Annotated in this window: 14 protein-coding genes; 12 read left to right on the plus strand and 2 right to left on the minus strand. The window is 45.8% G+C overall.

What is annotated here, in order from left to right:
• Positions 1-258 precede the first annotated feature (258 nt).
• The 9 genes from F0231_RS14900 to F0231_RS14940 all read left to right on the plus strand — a co-directional run bounded on the left by F0231_RS14900 (position 259) and on the right by F0231_RS14940 (position 11,834).
• Entirely contained in the window at positions 259-1,806 is a 1,548-nt protein-coding gene (locus F0231_RS14900; RefSeq protein WP_171760492.1) for an arylsulfatase, read from the plus strand.
• 149 nt (positions 1,807-1,955) lie between these two features.
• The gene (locus F0231_RS14905) at positions 1,956-4,259 is read left to right on the plus strand and encodes a multiheme c-type cytochrome (protein WP_171760493.1); all 2,304 of its coding nucleotides are present in this window, start codon (positions 1,956-1,958) and stop codon (positions 4,257-4,259) included.
• 77 nt (positions 4,260-4,336) lie between these two features.
• Positions 4,337-5,320, plus strand: a complete 984-nt coding sequence (locus tag F0231_RS14910; protein ID WP_171760494.1) for a MoxR family ATPase — start codon at positions 4,337-4,339, stop codon at positions 5,318-5,320.
• A gap of 13 nt (positions 5,321-5,333) precedes the next feature.
• Positions 5,334-6,296, plus strand: coding sequence for a DUF58 domain-containing protein (locus tag F0231_RS14915; protein ID WP_171760495.1), 963 nt, complete (start codon positions 5,334-5,336; stop codon positions 6,294-6,296).
• Positions 6,296-6,796, plus strand: a complete 501-nt coding sequence (locus F0231_RS14920; RefSeq protein ID WP_171760496.1) for a DUF4381 domain-containing protein — start codon at positions 6,296-6,298, stop codon at positions 6,794-6,796. Before F0231_RS14915 ends, F0231_RS14920 begins: the two co-directional genes overlap by 1 nt.
• Complete coding sequence (locus F0231_RS14925; RefSeq protein ID WP_171760497.1) at positions 6,789-7,841, plus strand: VWA domain-containing protein; 1,053 nt, start codon at positions 6,789-6,791, stop codon at positions 7,839-7,841. The genes F0231_RS14920 and F0231_RS14925 overlap by 8 nt, the downstream gene beginning before the upstream one ends.
• Complete coding sequence (locus tag F0231_RS14930) at positions 7,834-9,525, plus strand: VWA domain-containing protein (protein WP_171760584.1); 1,692 nt, start codon at positions 7,834-7,836, stop codon at positions 9,523-9,525. Before F0231_RS14925 ends, F0231_RS14930 begins: the two co-directional genes overlap by 8 nt.
• The gene (locus F0231_RS14935) at positions 9,522-10,811 is read left to right on the plus strand and encodes a BatD family protein (protein WP_171760498.1); all 1,290 of its coding nucleotides are present in this window, start codon (positions 9,522-9,524) and stop codon (positions 10,809-10,811) included. Before F0231_RS14930 ends, F0231_RS14935 begins: the two co-directional genes overlap by 4 nt.
• A gap of 114 nt (positions 10,812-10,925) precedes the next feature.
• On the plus strand, positions 10,926-11,834 hold the full coding sequence (locus F0231_RS14940) for a LysR family transcriptional regulator (RefSeq protein ID WP_171760499.1): 909 nt from the start codon (positions 10,926-10,928) through the stop codon (positions 11,832-11,834).
• A gap of 112 nt (positions 11,835-11,946) precedes the next feature.
• On the opposite strand, the gene F0231_RS14945 is transcribed toward F0231_RS14940, so the two are convergent.
• Entirely contained in the window at positions 11,947-13,623 is a 1,677-nt protein-coding gene (locus F0231_RS14945) for an alkaline phosphatase family protein (RefSeq protein ID WP_253825811.1), read from the minus strand.
• A gap of 60 nt (positions 13,624-13,683) precedes the next feature.
• On the minus strand, positions 13,684-14,457 hold the full coding sequence (locus tag F0231_RS14950) for an SUMF1/EgtB/PvdO family nonheme iron enzyme (RefSeq protein ID WP_171760501.1): 774 nt from the start codon (positions 14,455-14,457) through the stop codon (positions 13,684-13,686).
• A gap of 135 nt (positions 14,458-14,592) precedes the next feature.
• Here F0231_RS14950 and F0231_RS14955 point away from each other — a divergent pair, with 135 nt between their 5' ends.
• The 3 genes from F0231_RS14955 to F0231_RS14965 all read left to right on the plus strand — a co-directional run bounded on the left by F0231_RS14955 (position 14,593) and on the right by F0231_RS14965 (position 18,696).
• The gene (locus F0231_RS14955) at positions 14,593-15,909 is read left to right on the plus strand and encodes an anaerobic sulfatase maturase (RefSeq protein ID WP_171760502.1); all 1,317 of its coding nucleotides are present in this window, start codon (positions 14,593-14,595) and stop codon (positions 15,907-15,909) included.
• Between the two features lie 8 nt (positions 15,910-15,917).
• Positions 15,918-16,955, plus strand: a complete 1,038-nt coding sequence (locus F0231_RS14960) for a tetratricopeptide repeat protein (protein ID WP_171760503.1) — start codon at positions 15,918-15,920, stop codon at positions 16,953-16,955.
• A gap of 130 nt (positions 16,956-17,085) precedes the next feature.
• Positions 17,086-18,696, plus strand: coding sequence for a peptide ABC transporter substrate-binding protein (locus F0231_RS14965; protein WP_171760504.1), 1,611 nt, complete (start codon positions 17,086-17,088; stop codon positions 18,694-18,696).
• The last annotated feature ends 20 nt before the right edge of the window (positions 18,697-18,716 follow it).

An 18,716-nucleotide genomic window follows, 5' to 3' on the forward strand; every position in this document is an offset into this window, starting at 1 on the left:
TAGTGGTTATAACCGATTGTTATTAAGGTGAAGTAAGTGTCTGAAAATATTTGGAAATTTGTGGAGAATACGTTTGTGGGGAGGAGGGCTTACCGTGATCAAAATCACGAGGATGTAACCGTAATTGATGCAAAAATGAGAATGTTATAAACCATTGATGATTAATGTATTAATAGATGGTTCTATTATGCGCAAACTAATTTCGTGAACTATCGTATAAGTGCTTGTGAAAAGGACATCAACATTCAAGAGGTTTATATGATAGCGAAATATGGCGTAAAACGTCGGTTAGCGATTCTTGCCGCAGCTATGGTTGGCGCGACAAGTAGCAGTATCGCAGCAGAAAAACCCAACATCCTAGTTATCTGGGGTGATGACATAGGACAGACCAACGTCAGTGCTTATACCTTCGGTCTAGTAGGTTATAAAACACCAAACATCGATAGCATTGCAAAAGAGGGCATGATGTTTACCGACTATTACGGTGAGCAGTCATGTACGGCTGGCCGTTCGACCTTTATTACAGGGCAAAGTGTTCTGCGTACGGGTTTGAGTAAGGTAGGTCTACCCGGCGCTGAGCTTGGCCTTCAAGCAGAAGATGCCACAATAGCAGAGCTGCTGAAACCAATGGGTTATGCAACGGGGCAATTTGGTAAAAACCATTTAGGCGATAAGGATGAACATCTGCCAACCGCCCACGGTTTTGATGAGTTCTTCGGAAACCTTTATCACCTGAACGCCGAAGAAGAGCCTGAAAATATCGACTATCCACAAGATCCTGAGTTTCGTAAGAAGTTCGGTCCACGTGGCGTGATTAAATCGTATGCCGATGGAAAGATCGAAGATACTGGGCCTCTAACTCGTAAACGAATGGAGACGGTTGACGAAGAGACTCTTGATGCTGCACTCGCCTTCATGGATAAGGCGGTTAAAGCAGACAAGCCATTCTTTGTTTGGTGGAATGCAACTCGAATGCACTTCCGCACTCATGTTAAAGGTGAGCAGCTTGGCACAACGGGGATCAGTTACTACGCTGATGCGATGGTTGAGCACGATAACCATGTTGGTGCGCTGCTGAAGAAAGTCGACGATCTTGGCATCAAAGACAACACCATTGTGTTCTACTCAACCGATAATGGTCCACATATGAACACGTGGCCTGACGCGGGTTTAACGCCATTCCGTGGTGAGAAGAACACTAACTGGGAAGGGGCTTACCGTGTTCCGGCTATGGTCCGATGGCCAGGTAAGATTGAACCGGGTAGCGTCTCAAATGAGATCATGCACCATATGGATTGGATGCCAACGTTTGTTGCAGCAGCGGGAGATGACCAAATCAAAGAGAAGCTGCTTAAAGGCCACCAAGCGGGTGATAAAACGTTCAAAGTTCACCTAGACGGATACAACTTCTTACCGTACCTAACAGGTGAGGTGGAACAAGCTCCGCGTGAAGAGATTTTCTACTTCACTGATGACGGTGACTTAGCCGCATTGCGCTACAACAATTGGAAAGCGGTATTCATGGAGCAGCGTGTGACAGGCACTATGCAAATATGGGCTGAACCGTTTGTTACTTTGCGCCTACCTAAGTTGTTTAACTTGAGAATGGATCCGTATGAAATAGCGGATGTCACATCGAATACCTATTACGATTGGATGTTAGACAGGGCATACATGTTTGTTCCAGCTCAAGCCTATGTGGGCAAATTCTTAGAAACGTTTAAAGAGTTCCCACCAAGGCAGAAAGCGGCGAGTTTCTCGTTGGATCAAGTCATGGAAAAACTTCAAGAAACGCCTAATAAATAGATTCAATTTTAACGACCAAGGGCTCTTCGGAGCCCTTTATTTGATCTAGGCGTCAATTTTCTTAAGTTGAAAGCTAAATGTTTGTCATAAAAGGGAAAATCGCTCTATCTTTTTATGAGCTAGGAAGCATTGTTAATACAAGGGTGGGTATGAGTTGGTCGGCTGGTGGCGTAAAAGTTCTAAACACAATCGTACTGTTATTGTGTATTTATCTCTTTCCTGTTTCGTCATATTCGGCGGTGGAAAACAGTGCCACTTATGTTGGAAGTGACGCATGCATAGACTGTCACCAAGAAGCGTATCAGGCTTGGAAAGGCTCGCATCATGATATGGCGATGAAGCATGCCGAAAATGATTCTGTGCAAGCCAAGTTCGATGATCAAACCATTATTCATAACGGCAAAGAGAATCGCTTTTTCCGGAAAGGCGAAGAATTTTGGGTAGAGATCGAAAACGCGAAGGGACAGCTAGAAGAATTTAAGATTAGCTACACGTTTGGCTTCGAACCTTTGCAGCAATACATGGTGGAGTTTGCAGATGGCCGTGTGCAGCTGATTCCTTACGCTTGGGATTCAAGACCGAAAACGCAAGGTGGACAGCGGTGGTTTCACCTGTATCCAGATCTTACCCCTACTGATGAATTTTACTGGCAGAACAGCGGGCAAAATTGGAACTTTATGTGTGCGGATTGCCACTCGACCAATCTAAACAAAAACTATGATGCCTCAACGAATCAATACTCTACGACGTGGTCAGAGATAAATGTGGGTTGTGAAGCGTGCCATGGACCTGCGAGTGAACACGTAAAACAAGCGAACAGTAAACAAGGGTTCGATCCTATCCATCTAGGTTTTGATCGAGATTTATCGAAAGCGGTGACTGAGTGGGTGTATCAAGAAGGGCACTCTACGCTGCAACCTAAATCGATTAAAGCGACACAGCAACTTCAGACTTGCGCCCAGTGCCATAGTAGACGTACTCAACTCAATGAAACGGAAGATCATGTTAAAGGTTCTTTCTTCGATAAATATAGATTGAGTTTAGTTTCACCCGAACTGTATCACCATGACGGACAAATTTACGACGAGAATTACGTTTACGGCTCTTTCTTGCAGTCTGCAATGTCGGAAAAAGGCGTCACGTGCACCAACTGTCACGATCCTCATACTGCTGAGTTGAAGATTGCCGAAGAGGCGGTGTGCAGCCAATGCCATAGTGCAGCCGAATACACGCCAGAAAAGCACACTTTCCATAAAGCGGGAACTGAAGCGTCGCAATGTACGACCTGCCACATGCCTGAAACTACCTATATGCAGGTCGATCCTCGTCGTGATCATAGCTGGCATGTCCCTCGTCCTGATTTGAGTCAACACATCAACACGCCCAATGTGTGTACAAGCTGCCATGAAGACCAAACAGCCCAGTGGGCAGATAAACAGATCTCGACATGGTTCCCGAACTCAAAATACCGAAATCAGCAACACTTCTCGGTTGCGTTTTATGCTGATGATATAGGTCACAGAGGCGCGGCCGATGCGTTGGCGTACTCGGCACAGGACTCTAGCTTAAGCAACATCATTCGAGCTTCAGCGTTAGAGCGCATGGCAGGCAATACTGGTCAAAATACCCTTGTTGCTTTGGCGCGGGCGGTAAAACATGAGAATGAAATGATTCGCCTAGGCGCAATACAAGGTTCTTCTGGATACTCGTTTGGTGACCGCTGGCAAATTCTTCAACCTTTGTTGAACGACTCAGTGTTAAGCGTGCGCACAGAAACAGCAGGGGCATTAGTACCGTACTGGGGCGAGATGAACCCGCTACAAAGAGAGCAAATAACTCCTGCGCTCAACGAGTACATTGAGATACAAAATTTCAATGCAGACAGAGGATTTGGTCGTACTAACTTAGGTAATGTGTACCGCTCAACAGGCGAGTTAACTAAGGCCGAAAAAGCGTATTTAGGGGCTATCGAGATTGAGCCTTACTTTGAAAACAGCTATGTCAATTTGGCGGATCTCTATCGTTCTCAAGGTAACGAAGATAAAGCGTTAGAAACGCTACTTAGTGGGATTAAAGCCCAGCCTAAGTCCGCGGTATTACCATTTAGCGCGGGGTTAACCTTGTTGAGAATACAGGAACAATCACAAGCGGTGGGTTATCTAAAACAAGCCGCAGAGCTTGCACAGACCGATGCGCACTATTGGTACGTCTATGGGTTATCGCTTGAGCAAAGCAATGTATTGGCAGCAAGTGAGGCGCTAAATAAAGCTTACCAAATTAGCTCGAACCCACAACACTTGTATGCTCGCTGTGAAATATTAGCGCGTAATTATAGTCAGGGTGAAGCTAATCAGGGGAGTGTGGCATTCGCTTTTGAGCAATGCACGAATGAGTTAAGCCAAGTCGCCCCTCAAGACGTGATTAAGCAGTTGAGGGCGTTAATTAAGAGTTAGCTTATTGTTTGTATAACCAATAGTTATGAAGCTTGTGAGTAGGATGTACGCAGCAAAATTGAATTTGAGGGTTACCTATGAATCAGGCACAACAAGCGATCAACCGATTGATCGAGCAAACTGAACAAAGTGTCATCGGCCAAAGTCATGTTGTCAGAGCGTTAGTTATCGGATTACTGACCAATGGACATGTCTTGTTGGAAGGACTTCCGGGAACGGCAAAAACTCGCTCGGTAAAATCACTCGCCAATTTATTAAACACCTCATTTGGTCGAATCCAGTTTACTCCAGATCTCCTCCCTTCCGATGTCACAGGTACAGAGGTATATCAGGAATTAGAAGGCAAACCTCAACTCAATTTTCAACCAGGCCCAATCTTCAACAGCATTGTGCTGGCGGATGAGGTCAACCGAGCACCTGCGAAAGTGCAAGCCGCCTTGCTAGAGGCGATGGCTGAAGGCACCATCACGGTCGGAGATAAAACCCATGTGTTACCTGATCTATTCATGGTGTTAGCGACACAAAACCCTGTCGAGCAGGAAGGTACTTACCCATTGCCAGAGGCCCAAATGGACCGCTTTATCATGAAGGTGACGGTTGATTACCCTGAAGATGATGCAGAACGCGATATTATTAGACTCGTTCGAAGTGAAGAGCTGGGCAGTGAGACGTCAAGCGAGCAAATTACACCGGATCATATCGAAGTAGACCTAGTACTGGAGGCTCGTAGACAACTCCCAACGGTGAATGTATCTGAATTAGTTGAGGATTATATTGTTGCGCTGGTCATGGCGACAAGAAAGCCGGAGCGTTATTCAGAGTCTAATCTTTCTAAATGGATCGAAGTCGGATCAAGCCCAAGAGCGTCGATTTCCCTAGATAAGTGCGCTCGCGCTTATGCTTGGCTGCAAGGCCGAGACTATGTAACCCCTGATGATGTACGAGCCATGCTTCCTTCTGTTTTAGGGCATAGATTTTCACTTTCTTACGATGCTCTTGCCGATGGTGTCAATCATCAACGAGTGGTCGAAGAGCTACTAGACTTTGTTCCAATCGGTTAGTGGAGGCTTTCACATGGCTAAGCCAACATTAGCGCCTAAAACTCAAGTTATCGATGATCGTTTGTATTGCGATTATAGTCGTCTCGTTCGATTGCAAGCTCAAGCTGAAGCCTTCTCACTGTTACCCCACATAAGGGCAGGCAGTGTGTTGTCTGGTCGGCACAACTCACTGTTTCGGGGACGAGGTCTTAACTTCGAGGAGCTTCGTCACTATCAACTAGGGGATGATATCCGAAACCTGGATTGGAAAGTGACCATGCGCACGGGCAAGCCTCATGTTCGAAGCTACACCGAAGAGAAAGATCGAAACGTCATCATCTGTGTAGATCAGCGTAGTAGCATGTTCTTTGCGTCAGACAGCACGATGAAATCGGTCGTCGCGGCTGATATTGCTTCAATGTGTGCGTGGCGGGTATTGAAAGATGGCGATCGCGTGGGATTTATCATCGCAGGTCAGCGTCAACTGTCGTTCAGTAAACCACAACGTTCCCAAAACCTGTTGTTAGCCCAATTGAGAAGGCTAGCGTCAGAGAATCAAAAACTGAATGTCTCAAGCCAAGATACCGACGAGGTTGGGTTTGATAAATGGTTTGGACTCATCAAAAGAATGAAGCTAAAGCAAGCGACGTTCGTGTTTATTAGCGACTGGCACGATTGCGCAGAGCATCACCTTGACCAATTAAAACAGCTCCAACAGCATAACGATGTAATGGCTGTTATGGTCAGTGACCCTTTTGAACATACTTTACCGGCAGAGATTGCAAACTCTAATTGGGTTGTTGGTGATGGTACATACCAGATGAATTTGGACAGTGCGCATAAGCTCTCAGTCGCAAGTGATGGCCTCGCACAGAAACAAGACTCTAAACGCCAGTCTTTGGCGAAACTGATGTCGATGAAGGGGCTACCGACGATCGAGCTCTCAACAGATGGCAGTCACATCGGAAAATTCCAACGCCAAGTAGGGGGGAGATAATGGCTGTCGAACATACCCCACCCAGTACCTATATTCTACGTGAGTTGCATGACGTCACTGTGCCAGACAGTGTCAGTTGGATGCCACAAACAATCGGCTGGAAAATTTTTGGCGGCTTGTTACTTATTCTCGTTGGCTACCTTGTATATCGTTATTGCAGAAATTGGTGGGATAATCGTTACCGTCAAGAAGCGATTAAAGCCATTGATGAGCTTGATAACGGGAGCGATTCCTTGCCCCATGATGTGTTCGCCGTATTAAAAGTGGTGTTGATTCACCTCGATTCGGGTAACGCTAATCTCTTTGGGCAGAATGTTATCGTCGCTCTGGATAATCACCTCGAAAGGCCTTTGTTTAACGATGACGTTTCATCGCGTTGGATAGACTCTTTGATTAATCCGGCGGTTCAGTTTAAACGCGAAGAACGAGAAGTCATTTGTGAGCGGGCGGTGACTTGGCTTAAGACCCATTCTAGTTGTGAGGATAATCGCCATGGTTGAGTTTCTTGCTGCGAGTTTTGAGTTTGAACAGCCACTATGGTTTCTGTTAATACCAGTGCCACTGATTCTCTATTTCGTCTTGCCCGCATATCGCACTAAACAGATTGCGATTAAAGTGCCTTTTTTTAAGCAAATCGTAGAATCGTTGGGTGAAGAGCCTTCGCATGGCGCAAGTCAGTTGTCGCCAAGCTGGTGGCAGAGAGCGTGTCTCGTCATTGCTTGGTTTCTCGTTGTTTGTGCACTCGCAAAACCGACCATGTTGGGTGAACCTCAAGTGAGAGAAAGCCTCGGGCGAGACGTTATGGTTATGGTTGATCTCTCTGGATCAATGGCAGAACAAGATTTTACATCATCGACTGGCACTAAGATTAGTCGACTGGATGCGGCGAAAGAGGTATTGGGCGAATTCGTAAAGACTCGTAAAGGTGACCGTCTAGGATTGATTCTTTTTGGTGATGCCGCTTTTGTGCAAACCCCGTTTACTGCTGACCAGAATGTGTGGCTTGAACTGCTCAACCAAACAGATGTGGCGATGGCGGGACAAAGCACCCATTTAGGCGATGCAATGGGACTTGCTATCAAGGTGTTTGATCAAAGTGTGGCTAACACATCGACTAACGAGACTCGAGAGAAAGTAGCGATTGTTCTTACCGATGGGAACGACACTGGCAGCTTTGTTGAGCCAATTGATGCCGCGAAAGTCGCGAAAGCGAAGGGCGTTAGAATCCACGTCATTGCCATGGGTGACCCTAAAACAGTCGGAGAAGTTGCGTTAGATATGGCAACGATTGATCGCATTGCAAGCGAATCGGGTGGCGAGTCTTTTGAAGCGCTTAACCGTGCAGAACTAGAGGCTGCGTATGAGCAGATTGGTGAACTTGAACCTCAGCTCTATGAAAGTTCTATCTATCGCCCTAAACAATCTATCCATCACTACTTTATGGCTCTTGTGGTCATCATCTATTTGACCGCATTTAGCTTGGCGACGCTGACTCGTATGGAGCGACGCAGACAGCAATCAAAAAGAGAGGTGAATGATGTTTGATTCACTTAACTTACAGCAGATCGTGAGCCAGTTTCACTTTATTAGACCGTTATGGTTACTCGCATTATTGCCCATGGGGCTCTTACTGTGGTTACGATTCAGACACGACAGCCGCCCAGAATGGAAAGATGTACTCCCCAAGCACCTTAGGAAGGCGTTAACCATTGGTGAGAAAGGCTGGAAGAAGCAGTTGCCACTTAAGCTTCTTATGGTGATCGTGTTTATCGCAATCATCATCTGTGCTGGGCCGACTTGGCAGCGACAAGCCTCGCCATTTGGTGAAGATAAAGCGATGATGCTCGTGGTATTAGACAATAGTAACTCTATGCTACAGACCGATTTGCCCCCAAGCCGGCTAGAACGATCAAAGCAAAAAATAAGAGATCTCTTGGCGCTACGTAAAGATGGGAAAACAGGCTTGATTGTGTTCGCTGGATCCGCGCACATCGCAATGCCCGTTACGCAGGACAATGAGGTTTTCAATCCATTTTTAGCTGCGATTACCCCAGAAATAATGCCTGTTGAGGGCAAGTCGGCTCAAACTGCGCTGCCGCTCATCGAAAACCAGTTAGGAGATCAGCTTGGCGCCACGGTGTTACTAGTGACAGATGGTGTTACGCCCAACACGATAGAACAATATGGTGCATTCTTCTCTCAAAGCCCTTATCAGTTGTTGATCCTTGCCGCAGGCAATAGTGATGTGAAAAGTAATAACCCTGTTGGTATCGCATCACTGAAAGAGCTGGCGAGTAAAACGGGAGGGCGTTTAGTTGAAGTCAGTGTCGATAATGGTGACGTCGTTAAGCTGAGCAATTTGGTTGAACGGAACATGCAGTTGAATGGGGAGTCTTCGATGCCCTGGAAAGATATGGGGTATGCGCTGCTGTTTCCCATTGCGATCATCATGATGCTCTGGTTCCGAAAAGGTTGGTTAGTTCAATGGTCAGTCATTTTGGTGGTTGGGTTAGGTACGCTTACCCCAAACAGTGCAATAGCAGAGCCCGTCTATTCAAAAGCGGCAACTGAGCAAGTGGCAGAAGAAGTGACTTGGCAAGATACCGCAGCACAGTGGTGGTGGGACTTATGGTTAACACCTGACCAGCAAGGTCAGCGTTGGTTTAATCAGCAAGAGTACTTGAAAGCAGCCAAGCATTTTCAAGATCCTTTAAGAAAAGGAACCGCCTACTACTATGCGACAGAGTATAAGTTGGCTCACGGTGCCTTTTTACAAATGGAGAATTCTTACGGGCTCTATAACGCTGCCAGCGCTTTAGCACGCCAGAGAGAATACCTTGCTGCTCGTGATTTGCTTGCTTCTCTGTTGGAAGAGCCAAATTTAGATCAAGAGCTAAGAGCAGACGTTGAACATAACTTAAAGGTATTAACAGGTATTGTTGATGAGATTAACCGCGTGAGTGAAAGCCAAGCAGGTACAACAGACGGCCCAGAAGAGTCGTTCGAGCTTGATGAGGATAAACCAAGAACAGCGGATGGTGCCGAAGAAGAAACTGTGGCTGGATTAATGTTGAAAGAGAAGCTTAATGCCAACGAGATACTCGGCAGTGAAGAACTGGCCGACAAATGGTTACGACGTGTCGAGGCTGACCCTAAATACTTCTTACGGGCCAAGTTCCAAATTCAACTGCGAGAGCAAAGCCAAACTTCGGCTAAGGAGCAACCATGAATAAGAAGCTGCTCTACAGAGTTCAACTGGTGCTGGGCTTAATCCTATTATCTATATCGTCCTGCTCGTTTTCAGCGACCATCACTGAGCTTGAAAGGAGTAAAGACGTTGCTCTAACCGCTTGGATTGAGCACAAACAAGAGGGTGAGCAACAGAAGCAAAAACCGTTTAGCGTCAATGAACAGGTGATCTTATACATTGAGGTATCAACGCCTCGATGGTTTACAGGTGGCACACGTATCGGCGCAATAGAAGTACCCAACTTGATTGCCAAGCAGCGTAATCAGCTTGCGACCAACTACACCGAAAGAATAAACGGGGTGACATGGTCTAAGCAACGCTGGGAAATTACTTTGTATCCGCAAGCATCAGGTCAATATGTGATTCCACCCATCTCTGTTGCTGTAGAGGTGTCGGCACCGGACGGCTCCAAGGTCTCGGGTAATCTATATACCGATGCCTTAAAGTTTTCCGCAAGGTTGCCGTCTGGAAAGATAACGGATGAAATCGCGTGGTTTGCGGCAAGTGATGCGACGTTGAAGCAAGACTGGTCTGCATCAAACAAGGAGCTTAGAGTCGGCGATGCGATTACACGCAAAGTGACATTAACGGCGCAAGATAGCCTATCTGTTTTGCTACCTGATTTGATCAGTGATGAATCCACAGTTGTATATCAAAGCTACCCACACCCAAATCGACTTAGTGATACACAAAGCAGAGGGAACTACCAATCTACTCGAATAGAAGAGAGCGTGTATGTGCTGCAACAAGGGGGAGACATCTCATTCCCGCCCGTTGATGTGTATTGGTGGGACAGTGAAAACAATAAACTGGTTACCATGACGTTAGAAGGCAAAACCTACCATGTGAAGCATACATTCAGTTCGTTTTTAAACGCATATTTGCAATGGATCCTATTCGTTGTTGCAACGCTTGTCATCGCGATTGGTTTAGCTCTGTATTTGAGACGATACTATCAAACACATCCGAAACCAGAGTGGTGGTTATTGCGTCAGCATATTAAAGCAGGTGAGTGGAACCATGTACGTTTAAGTCTGTATAAGCAATTACGAATGCGAACTGAGCAGCTTGAACTGAGCAAGGTGTCTGACAGCAAGAGTTGGCAGCGAGATAGCGAATCAGTTCAGATGGGGAAAGAAAAGGTTTCAATTAGCCTGAGACTATTTAAGCGATTGAGAAATCTTGGCGAGCAAAGACAGCGAATTCGATTACTTAAAGCATTACCAGACCTAGAGAAGTTTAAATCACGCTCTAAACGAAGTTGAGTGGGTGATCTGCTTCAGATTTTACCGAAAATTTGCTCAATAAAAGAAAGAGTTAGCTAAGATGTAAGAGTGCCTGCGCGAAACATCACGGCTAACTTTTTTGTTTGGAGTCTTATGAAAAGTACTGAGCTCAATCTGATCCCTATTTTTGTGGCGATTTATGAAGAGCAAAACCTCTCTAAAGCGGCGGCGAGGTTAGATATTAGCCAACCTGCGGTGAGTAAAGCGTTAGCGCGTCTGCGTGATATTTATGATGAGCCACTGTTTCATCGAACTCCATCAGGCGTAGAACCGACCAGCTTTGCAATGGATATTTACCCAGCGCTCGCGGCGGCATTAAAAAATTACACCTCAACGTTAACCGCATCACGCGAGTTTGATCCTAAAGTCTCAAATCGAATTTTCTCTATCGCCTGCGTGTCAGTCGCGAGTTATGAACTGTTGCCGAAAGTGATGGAAATCATCGCTCAGCAAGCACCAAACATTGCCCTCGAAGTTCATCCACTGTTTACCGAGGACTATGAAAGTGACTTACGTTTACAACGCTATGATCTGATTGTCGATATGGAGCCAAAGGCGCGTACAACGCTGAAATTTGAACGTTTGTACTCGGAAAAGCTGATGGTTGTACTGAGTGCAAATCACCCTCGTATAAAAGATGAGATAACCGTTGAACAGTTCACCAGTGAAAAACATGTTGTGGTCTCTCGTTGGCAAAGTCGTGCGAGTCTATTGAGCTCAGAGGATATTTCAGAACTAGAGAAAAGACAGATAGTGTATCGAGCGTCAGGGGCGATGGAAATGCTGCCAGTGATCAATGACAGCGAGTTTATCGGTATGCTCCCTGATTCAACGATTCGTAACTTCTCTAAAATGTACAACATCAAAGGGATTCCGCTGCCATTTGCGGATGAAATTCATCATCTTGCCGCAATCTGGCACCCTAGCCGTACCAATGAAAGTGGACATAAATGGCTTAGAAAGCAGTTTAATACGGCCATTAAAGCGCTCAATTTAAATTAACTTTCGGTGATTGTAATACCAACCTAAATAAATATCTGGTCATTCTTGCTTGCTAAAATCGCTAATAGCTTCGTTATAGATTTTGTAGGTAGGTCAACTAGCTAGCTGCAATCTATGAAGGATTGGTCACTTCAGCAAGGACTTGTCCGGTGGCACCACTTGGTTGAGTTATGCCCAACAGATTAGATAGCGTTGGGGCAATATCGTAAGGGGTGATCTCACGGCTAATGGTGTTGCTCTCGATAGTGTGTCCAGCAAAAATGACTGGGACATGCGTGTCGTAACGCCATGGAGACCCATGTGTGGAGGCAATCGTCAGTCCATCCATGTCATTAACGTACGAACGCGGTGTAAAGACCAGATAAATATCGCCAGAGCGTTGAGGGTGATAGTTGTTCTTAACTAACTCCATAACGCGAGTATCTGGAAGGCGGTTGTTTTTAACATCGTCGCTTGTCACTGCGTACGCTACGCCTTTTATTTTTGATACTTCATCTGCCAATACACTCTGTACAGCACTTAACTTCACGCCAGCTTTCGCAATCACATCGTGGTCGAGATACAAGTAGGGTTGCGCGTAGAGTCGCACCGCTTCTTTGCCCAATCCGAACTCTTTATTTAAGCGTTCTAACACTTTGTCGGAAAGTAATTTATCGACGTTGAAGTAGTTGGCGCTTCTTAAGCCGAGGCGGTTAGCAATGGGTGAGGCCTCTGGTACCCCATGGTCCGCCGACAGGACGATTAGCGTGTTTTCAAGTCCAACATTTTGGTCGACGCTTTCAAGTAGTTTAGCGATGGTTCTGTCTAATCGGATCAAGTTATCTTCAGTTTCTAGGCTGTCTGGGCCGTACATGTGGACGACATAATCATTGGAGGAAAAGCTGACAGCTAGGTAGTCAGTAAAGTCGCTGGTCCCAAGTTTTTCTTGCAGCATTAAGGTTTTGGCAAAATCACCCGTTAGCTCGTCACCTGCGGGGCTGAGCGTTAACATGGTTGAAAAATATTTGAAGCTTGACGGACCGTAAGGGTGAGGGAAAGTCCGTGCGAAGCCTGCCAAATCGACTTTGTGTTTATCGTCCAGTTCTTTCAACGTGTACTCTTCACGTGGAAGGGATAACTCCCAGCGCTTGCCCGAATAATTCTCTGTGAGCTTTTTCTCATTCCAGCGCATCACCCAATTAGGGAACTCATCATAGTAATAATTGCTGGTGGTGAACTCGCCTTGTGCTTTTGAAAACCAGAACGCCTTTCCTGAGTGGCCTGCTAGAGAAATAGCACCTCGATCTTTCACTGAAACCGAAAAGATCTTTGACGCGCCGTTTGAAGCGACAGCCAGTTCATCACTAAAAGTGGTTGAGAGAATAGGGGATGGAGAGCGGCCATCTTGCTGGGCAGTTTTCTGTGTAGGATCGATTTCGGTTGATTTATCGACACCGGCGCCAGAAGAAAGCATATGATAATCGGCGTCTTCAACATTGTAGACGAGGCGCTCTAATGTACGGTCATACCATACGTTTCCGACCATACCATGAACAGCGGGAGGTGCGCCGGTAGCAAGTGACACATGGCCTACAATCGTTTCGGTGTTGCCGTGTTGATAATGAGCGTTGGTGAAGTTGCTACCCTCATCCATAAGATAACGGAATCCACCGTCACCAAAATTATGCTTATAGCGCTGAAGAAGGTCTGCACGTAACCCATCAACGGTCAACTGCAGTACGAGTTTAGGTGGTGTCTGCTGGGCATAAACGCCTTGAGAGGTAGAAACCAAGAGCGCAGCTGCGCCCATTAACCATACTGACTTCATAGTGATCCTTATTATTGTATTGAGTGGTGATTCAAGCCTGAATTAGTCTTTGACTAAGCGAAGCCCCATATCAGACATAATTATAGATTGGCTTGCAAAATCACGACGGAAATTCTCTGACTCTTCAGCGGCATAGGCAAAGCTGCCACCGCGTACTGATTTATGCGCTAGGCCGATATCTGTCTCTTGCGCATTGTTGGGGTTGCTGCGTTCTCCGTAGCGATAGTAGGTGTCATCAAATGCATCAATAACAAACTCACCGACGTTACCCGTCATATCGTAAAGGCCAAGTTCATTGGGTAGTTTTAAGCCGACAGGCTGCGCTTTGTTGTTGGCATTGCCTGCATACCAAGCGACATCTTCAATGTTGTTAGAACCAGCATAAGTAAAGCCTTGGCTCTGGTTACCGCCTTTTGCAGCAAACTCCCATTCAGCTTCTGTCGGTAAACGATACTCTTCACCGGTCATTTCATTGAGCTGTTCTATAAAGTAGTTTGCTTGCTGCCAACTGAGGTTGTTGACTGGAATTTGGTCACCTTTGAAGTAGCTCATCGAGCTTCCCATAACTTGCTCAAAGATCTCTTGGGTTACTTCAAACTTAGAGATATAAAACCCATCGACAGTCACTTCACGTGCTGGTTGTTCTGCTTTTTTTGCAGAGAGCGCATCCGAACCCATGGTGAAAGTACCACCATCAACCCATACCATATCTTGGTTAATCTTTTCCGCTAAAGGGTGAGGAGGCGTCGCTGTGCAGCCCATTAATACAGCAGCGCTTAATAGAGATATAGAGAGTGGTTTGATCGGCATAGACATAGGGATAGACTCGCTCAATTTAGGAGCTATAAATGTAGCAATTAAGCGCATGAAAATTGGTTATAACGGGTATAACATGAACCAGCGTTTAGGCATGAGTAAACTGAGTGGGTCGAATAAACCTCAAGGTGAATCATGCTTATTACTCAAGGTCCTCAGTTTCAAGGTAAAGCGTCTAAGCGTTTGCATGTAATGGCGAAACCAATTGGTGCGGTATGCAATATAGACTGCAAATATTGCTACTATCTGAGCAAACAGGACTTGCTTGAGTACAAAAAAGGCTGCTCTCCGAAAATGGATGAACAGACGTTAGAGACGTATATCAAACAGTACATTGAGGGGCAGAATACCCCAGAAATTATTTTTTCTTGGCAGGGCGGTGAGCCGACTATGCTTGGGCTTGAATACTTTCAGAAAGTCGTCGAGTTCCAAAAGAAATATCAACCTAAAAACGTCACCATCTCTAACGACCTGCAGACAAACGGCACGCTATTGAATGATGAGTGGTGTCAGTTTTTAAATCAAAACAATTTCTTAGTTGGGCTGAGTATCGACGGCCCAGAGTTACTCCATAACGCTTATCGTACAAATCGCGCCGGTCGAGGCACCTTTAAACAAGTGATGAATGCGGTGGATCTTCTTCATAAGCATCAAGTGAAGTTCGCGACTTTAACTTGTGTGAATAATTTGACCAGCCAGAACCCGTTAGAGGTCTACCGATTTTTAAGAGATGTCGTTAAGTCGCCACAAATGCAATTCATTCCGATTGTGGAGCAAAAGACGTTTCGCGAAACAGCGCCTCAAACTTGGCAGCCTACCGAGCAATTAAAACAAGGTGATAAAAGACTGATCCCCGGCCATAAAGATTCGATTATGGAGTCTTGGTGCGTGTCCGATCAAGCTTGGGGCAACTTCCTAATAGCCGTGTTTGATGAGTGGATTAAGCATGACCTCGGCCGTGTATTTGTTCAATATTTTGAAGCAAGCGTTGAGGCTTGGATGGGGCGTAAAAACCCATTATGTACCCTTGGCGAGGTGTGTGGGAAAGGCTTGGCGATGGAACCCAATGGTGACGTCTTTACCTGTGACCATTATGTCTATCCAGAATACAAAATTGGCAATATTCACCATCAAAAACTGGATGATATGGCCTACGGCAGTGAGCAACAAAAGTTTGGATTCGCGAAGTCGAAAAGTCTGACTGCGCAGTGCCAAGAGTGTGAATACAAATTCGCTTGCTTTGGTGAGTGCCCTAAAAACCGATTTATTCGGACTCAACAAGGTGAGCCGGGCTTGAACTACCTTTGTGCAGGGTGGAAGAAGTTCTTCTCTCATGTGGATAAGAGTATTGCTTACATTTTGCGCGCTACAAGAAACCCTGTCGCTCATGGACGATTTAGCGATCGAATCGCATTGGATTTGGTTAAACAACGCTCTATGACGAATCAATAGGGGACAACATGAAACACCTAAATCGTACAACTTTAACTTTGGTGCTTGGAACATTACTGAGTGTACCAAATATCGCAACCGCAGAAATTCAGCCAGATCAGCAGCTCAAGCCTGAGCAAATTGCCTCTACTGAGACACACGCTCCCAACATACAGCCCAACCAATTGGCTTATCACGCTCAGGACGTTCGGTTGCCAGTAGAGGAACGTGCAGCCGCGTTAAAGGCGTTGTCACACTACCCAAGTCAGAACGCATTGGTAGCGGTAGCAAGGGGACTACAAGATAGTGATCCCATTATACGACAAGCCGCCGCGGTAGGCGCTGAGCCTTATGGGATTGAACACCGTTGGCGTATGGTGTCACCGTTGTTGTCTGACAGCGATGCCATGGTTCGTATTACTGCCGCGACTAACTTGGTGCGTGATTACGGCAATGTCAGTCAAGAGCAGAAAGAACAACTTGAAGCGCCGGTTGCCGAACTAAAAGCGCATTTAAAGGAAAAGCAGGACAGCGATTCCAAGCTGTTGCTTGCGGATGTCTACCGTTGGCATAAAGAGTGGGGCAAAGCGGACACGCTGTATCAAGACGTGTTAACCAATGAGCCTAATAATGACGTGGCTTGGTTGAGCTTAGCCGATAACTATCGTGCTCAAAACATGGATGCTAAAGCGATTGAGACACTGGATGAAGCGATTGAACAAATCCCAAACAGCGCAGAGCTCCACTATTCAAAATCATTAGCCTTGGTGCGATTAGAGAAACATAAAGTTGCGGCGAATGAAATCGAAACAGCAGCGAATATGGCGCAAAACAACAGCTACTACTGGTACTTAAACGGTGTACTTCAAGAGTCATTGGATATCGATAAATCGACTCAATCGTTTGAAAAAGCGTATTTGATCTCAGGCGCACCAGAACAACTCTACGCCGTTTGCGATATCTATGTTCGCTATGATCATCCTAAATCTCAGCAATGCTTAGAGGAACTAGGGAAAATTGCACCGAGCTATGTGATTGAACAGCTAGAGGCGAAACAAAAGAGTTAAAAAATGAAGGTGCTTAAACTTAGCTGATTGCATTCTGATTAAATTAACGATTATTATAGAAATCCCCGTACAGTGTCGGGGATTCTATTTTTGACCAAGGTATGGTCATCGTCGTATAGGAAATACAAGAATGAAACAAGCTTCACTCGCGCTTATTATCTCTAGCGTACTCAGTGCTTCTGCCATTGCCGCTCAAGTACCAACCGATACAACTCTTGCTAAAGATCAGCACTTTGTCCGTGGTAACGGCGCAGAACCGTCATCAATGGATCCGACATTCGTTAATCCAGGATCAGCGGATGGCCCTATCGCAACAGATATGTTTGAAGGTCTGGTCATTGAGGATTTACACGGGAATGTGATTCCTGGTCAGGCGCAAAAATGGACCGTATCCGCTGATGGTCTAACTTACACATTTACCCTTAAAGACGGGTTAGTGTGGTCTAATGGAGATAAAATCACAGCGAGCGATTTTGTCTATGCATGGCAAAGAGCGGCCAATCCAAGTTCTGGAACATCAACCGCATTTTACTTTTCGACAGCGAACATCTTGAATGCCAAGTCGATTGCAAGCGGTGACAATCCTATCGAGACTCTAGGGGTTAAAGCCCTAGATGACGCGACAGTGCAAATTACATTAGAAAAGCCGACACCTTATTTTGTCAGTCTGCTTAGCTTGCCAACGTTTGCACCATTGCCACAGACAGTGGTTGAAAAGTATGGTGATGAGTGGACAAAGCCAGAAAATATCGTAACCAACGGTGCGTATATCCTGAAAAAATGGGTTGCGAATGAGTTTGTTGAAGTCACAAGAAATACGAATTATTGGGACAATGAGAATACCGTCATAAATGGAGTGACTTACCTAGCACTTAACTCTCAAAATGCGGAGTTGATGCGTTATCAAGCTGGCGAAGTCGATATGACAAACCGTGTTCAGCTAGAGCAGTACCAACGCTATCTAAAAAACCATCCTGAGCAGATCAATTCACAACCTTTACTTGGCTCTTATGTCTACTCGTTCAATATCAATCAGGCGCCATTCGACAACGCTGATGTTCGAAAAGCACTGACCATTGCGGTTGACCGTGACATTCTTGTTGAACGCATCACAGGACAAGGCGAACCAAAAGCCTACAGCCCAGTTCCAACAACCATACCGGGTTATCAAGCTCCACTGCCGGAATACGCACAACTGACGCAAAAAGAACGTATGGAGCGAGCTCGTAAGCTGTTAAATGACGCAGGCTACAGTCCTTCTAATCCATTGGAGTTCACCCTGACTTACAATACCAGCGAGAACCACAAAAAGCTGGCTGTCGCAATTGCGTCAATGTGGAAGCCGCTAGGTGTGAAGGTTAATCTAGAGAACATGGAATGGAGTGCTTATCTAGCTGCTAAAAGCACGGGCGACTACCAAATTGCACGCTCCTACGCATTTGGTGACTACCCTGAGCCATCCTCTATTTTAGAAACGTTCACGTGTGGTCACACAGCCAACGAGAGCGGTTATTGTAACAAGCAGTACGATAAGTTTATCTCGGATGCGTCAATTGCAAAAACTGAAGGCGAACGTAACGAGCTGTACGCAAAAGCAGAGTCGATGCTGACAGCGGATTCACCGCTCATTCCGTTATATCAATATAATCATACTCGCCTTGTTCGTACTGAGTTGAAAGGTGTCCCTGTAAACAACCCGAAAGGGAATATCTACGCCAAAGACCTATATTTCATTAAGTAGAAGTTGAAAATAACAAAGCC

The organism is Vibrio sp. RE86 (genome assembly GCF_013114545.1).
Lineage (GTDB): Bacteria > Pseudomonadota > Gammaproteobacteria > Enterobacterales > Vibrionaceae > Vibrio.

Bases quoted from the DNA above. Each gene is read 5' to 3' on its own strand.
- F0231_RS14920 (WP_171760496.1), top strand. From the start codon at position 6,296: ATGGCTGTCGAACATACCCCACCCAGTACCTATATTCTACGTGAGTTG.
- F0231_RS14900 (WP_171760492.1), top strand. From the start codon at position 259: ATGATAGCGAAATATGGCGTAAAACGTCGGTTAGCGATTCTTGCCGCA.
- F0231_RS14945 (WP_253825811.1), bottom strand. From the start codon at position 13,623: ATGGGCGCAGCTGCGCTCTTGGTTTCTACCTCTCAAGGCGTTTATGCC.
- F0231_RS14960 (WP_171760503.1), top strand. From the start codon at position 15,918: ATGAAACACCTAAATCGTACAACTTTAACTTTGGTGCTTGGAACATTA.
- F0231_RS14905 (WP_171760493.1), top strand. From the start codon at position 1,956: ATGAGTTGGTCGGCTGGTGGCGTAAAAGTTCTAAACACAATCGTACTG.
- F0231_RS14955 (WP_171760502.1), top strand. From the start codon at position 14,593: ATGCTTATTACTCAAGGTCCTCAGTTTCAAGGTAAAGCGTCTAAGCGT.
- F0231_RS14935 (WP_171760498.1), top strand. From the start codon at position 9,522: ATGAATAAGAAGCTGCTCTACAGAGTTCAACTGGTGCTGGGCTTAATC.
- F0231_RS14910 (WP_171760494.1), top strand. From the start codon at position 4,337: ATGAATCAGGCACAACAAGCGATCAACCGATTGATCGAGCAAACTGAA.
- F0231_RS14930 (WP_171760584.1), top strand. From the start codon at position 7,834: ATGTTTGATTCACTTAACTTACAGCAGATCGTGAGCCAGTTTCACTTT.
- F0231_RS14950 (WP_171760501.1), bottom strand. From the start codon at position 14,457: ATGTCTATGCCGATCAAACCACTCTCTATATCTCTATTAAGCGCTGCT.
- F0231_RS14965 (WP_171760504.1), top strand. From the start codon at position 17,086: ATGAAACAAGCTTCACTCGCGCTTATTATCTCTAGCGTACTCAGTGCT.
- F0231_RS14940 (WP_171760499.1), top strand. From the start codon at position 10,926: ATGAAAAGTACTGAGCTCAATCTGATCCCTATTTTTGTGGCGATTTAT.
- F0231_RS14915 (WP_171760495.1), top strand. From the start codon at position 5,334: ATGGCTAAGCCAACATTAGCGCCTAAAACTCAAGTTATCGATGATCGT.
- F0231_RS14925 (WP_171760497.1), top strand. From the start codon at position 6,789: ATGGTTGAGTTTCTTGCTGCGAGTTTTGAGTTTGAACAGCCACTATGG.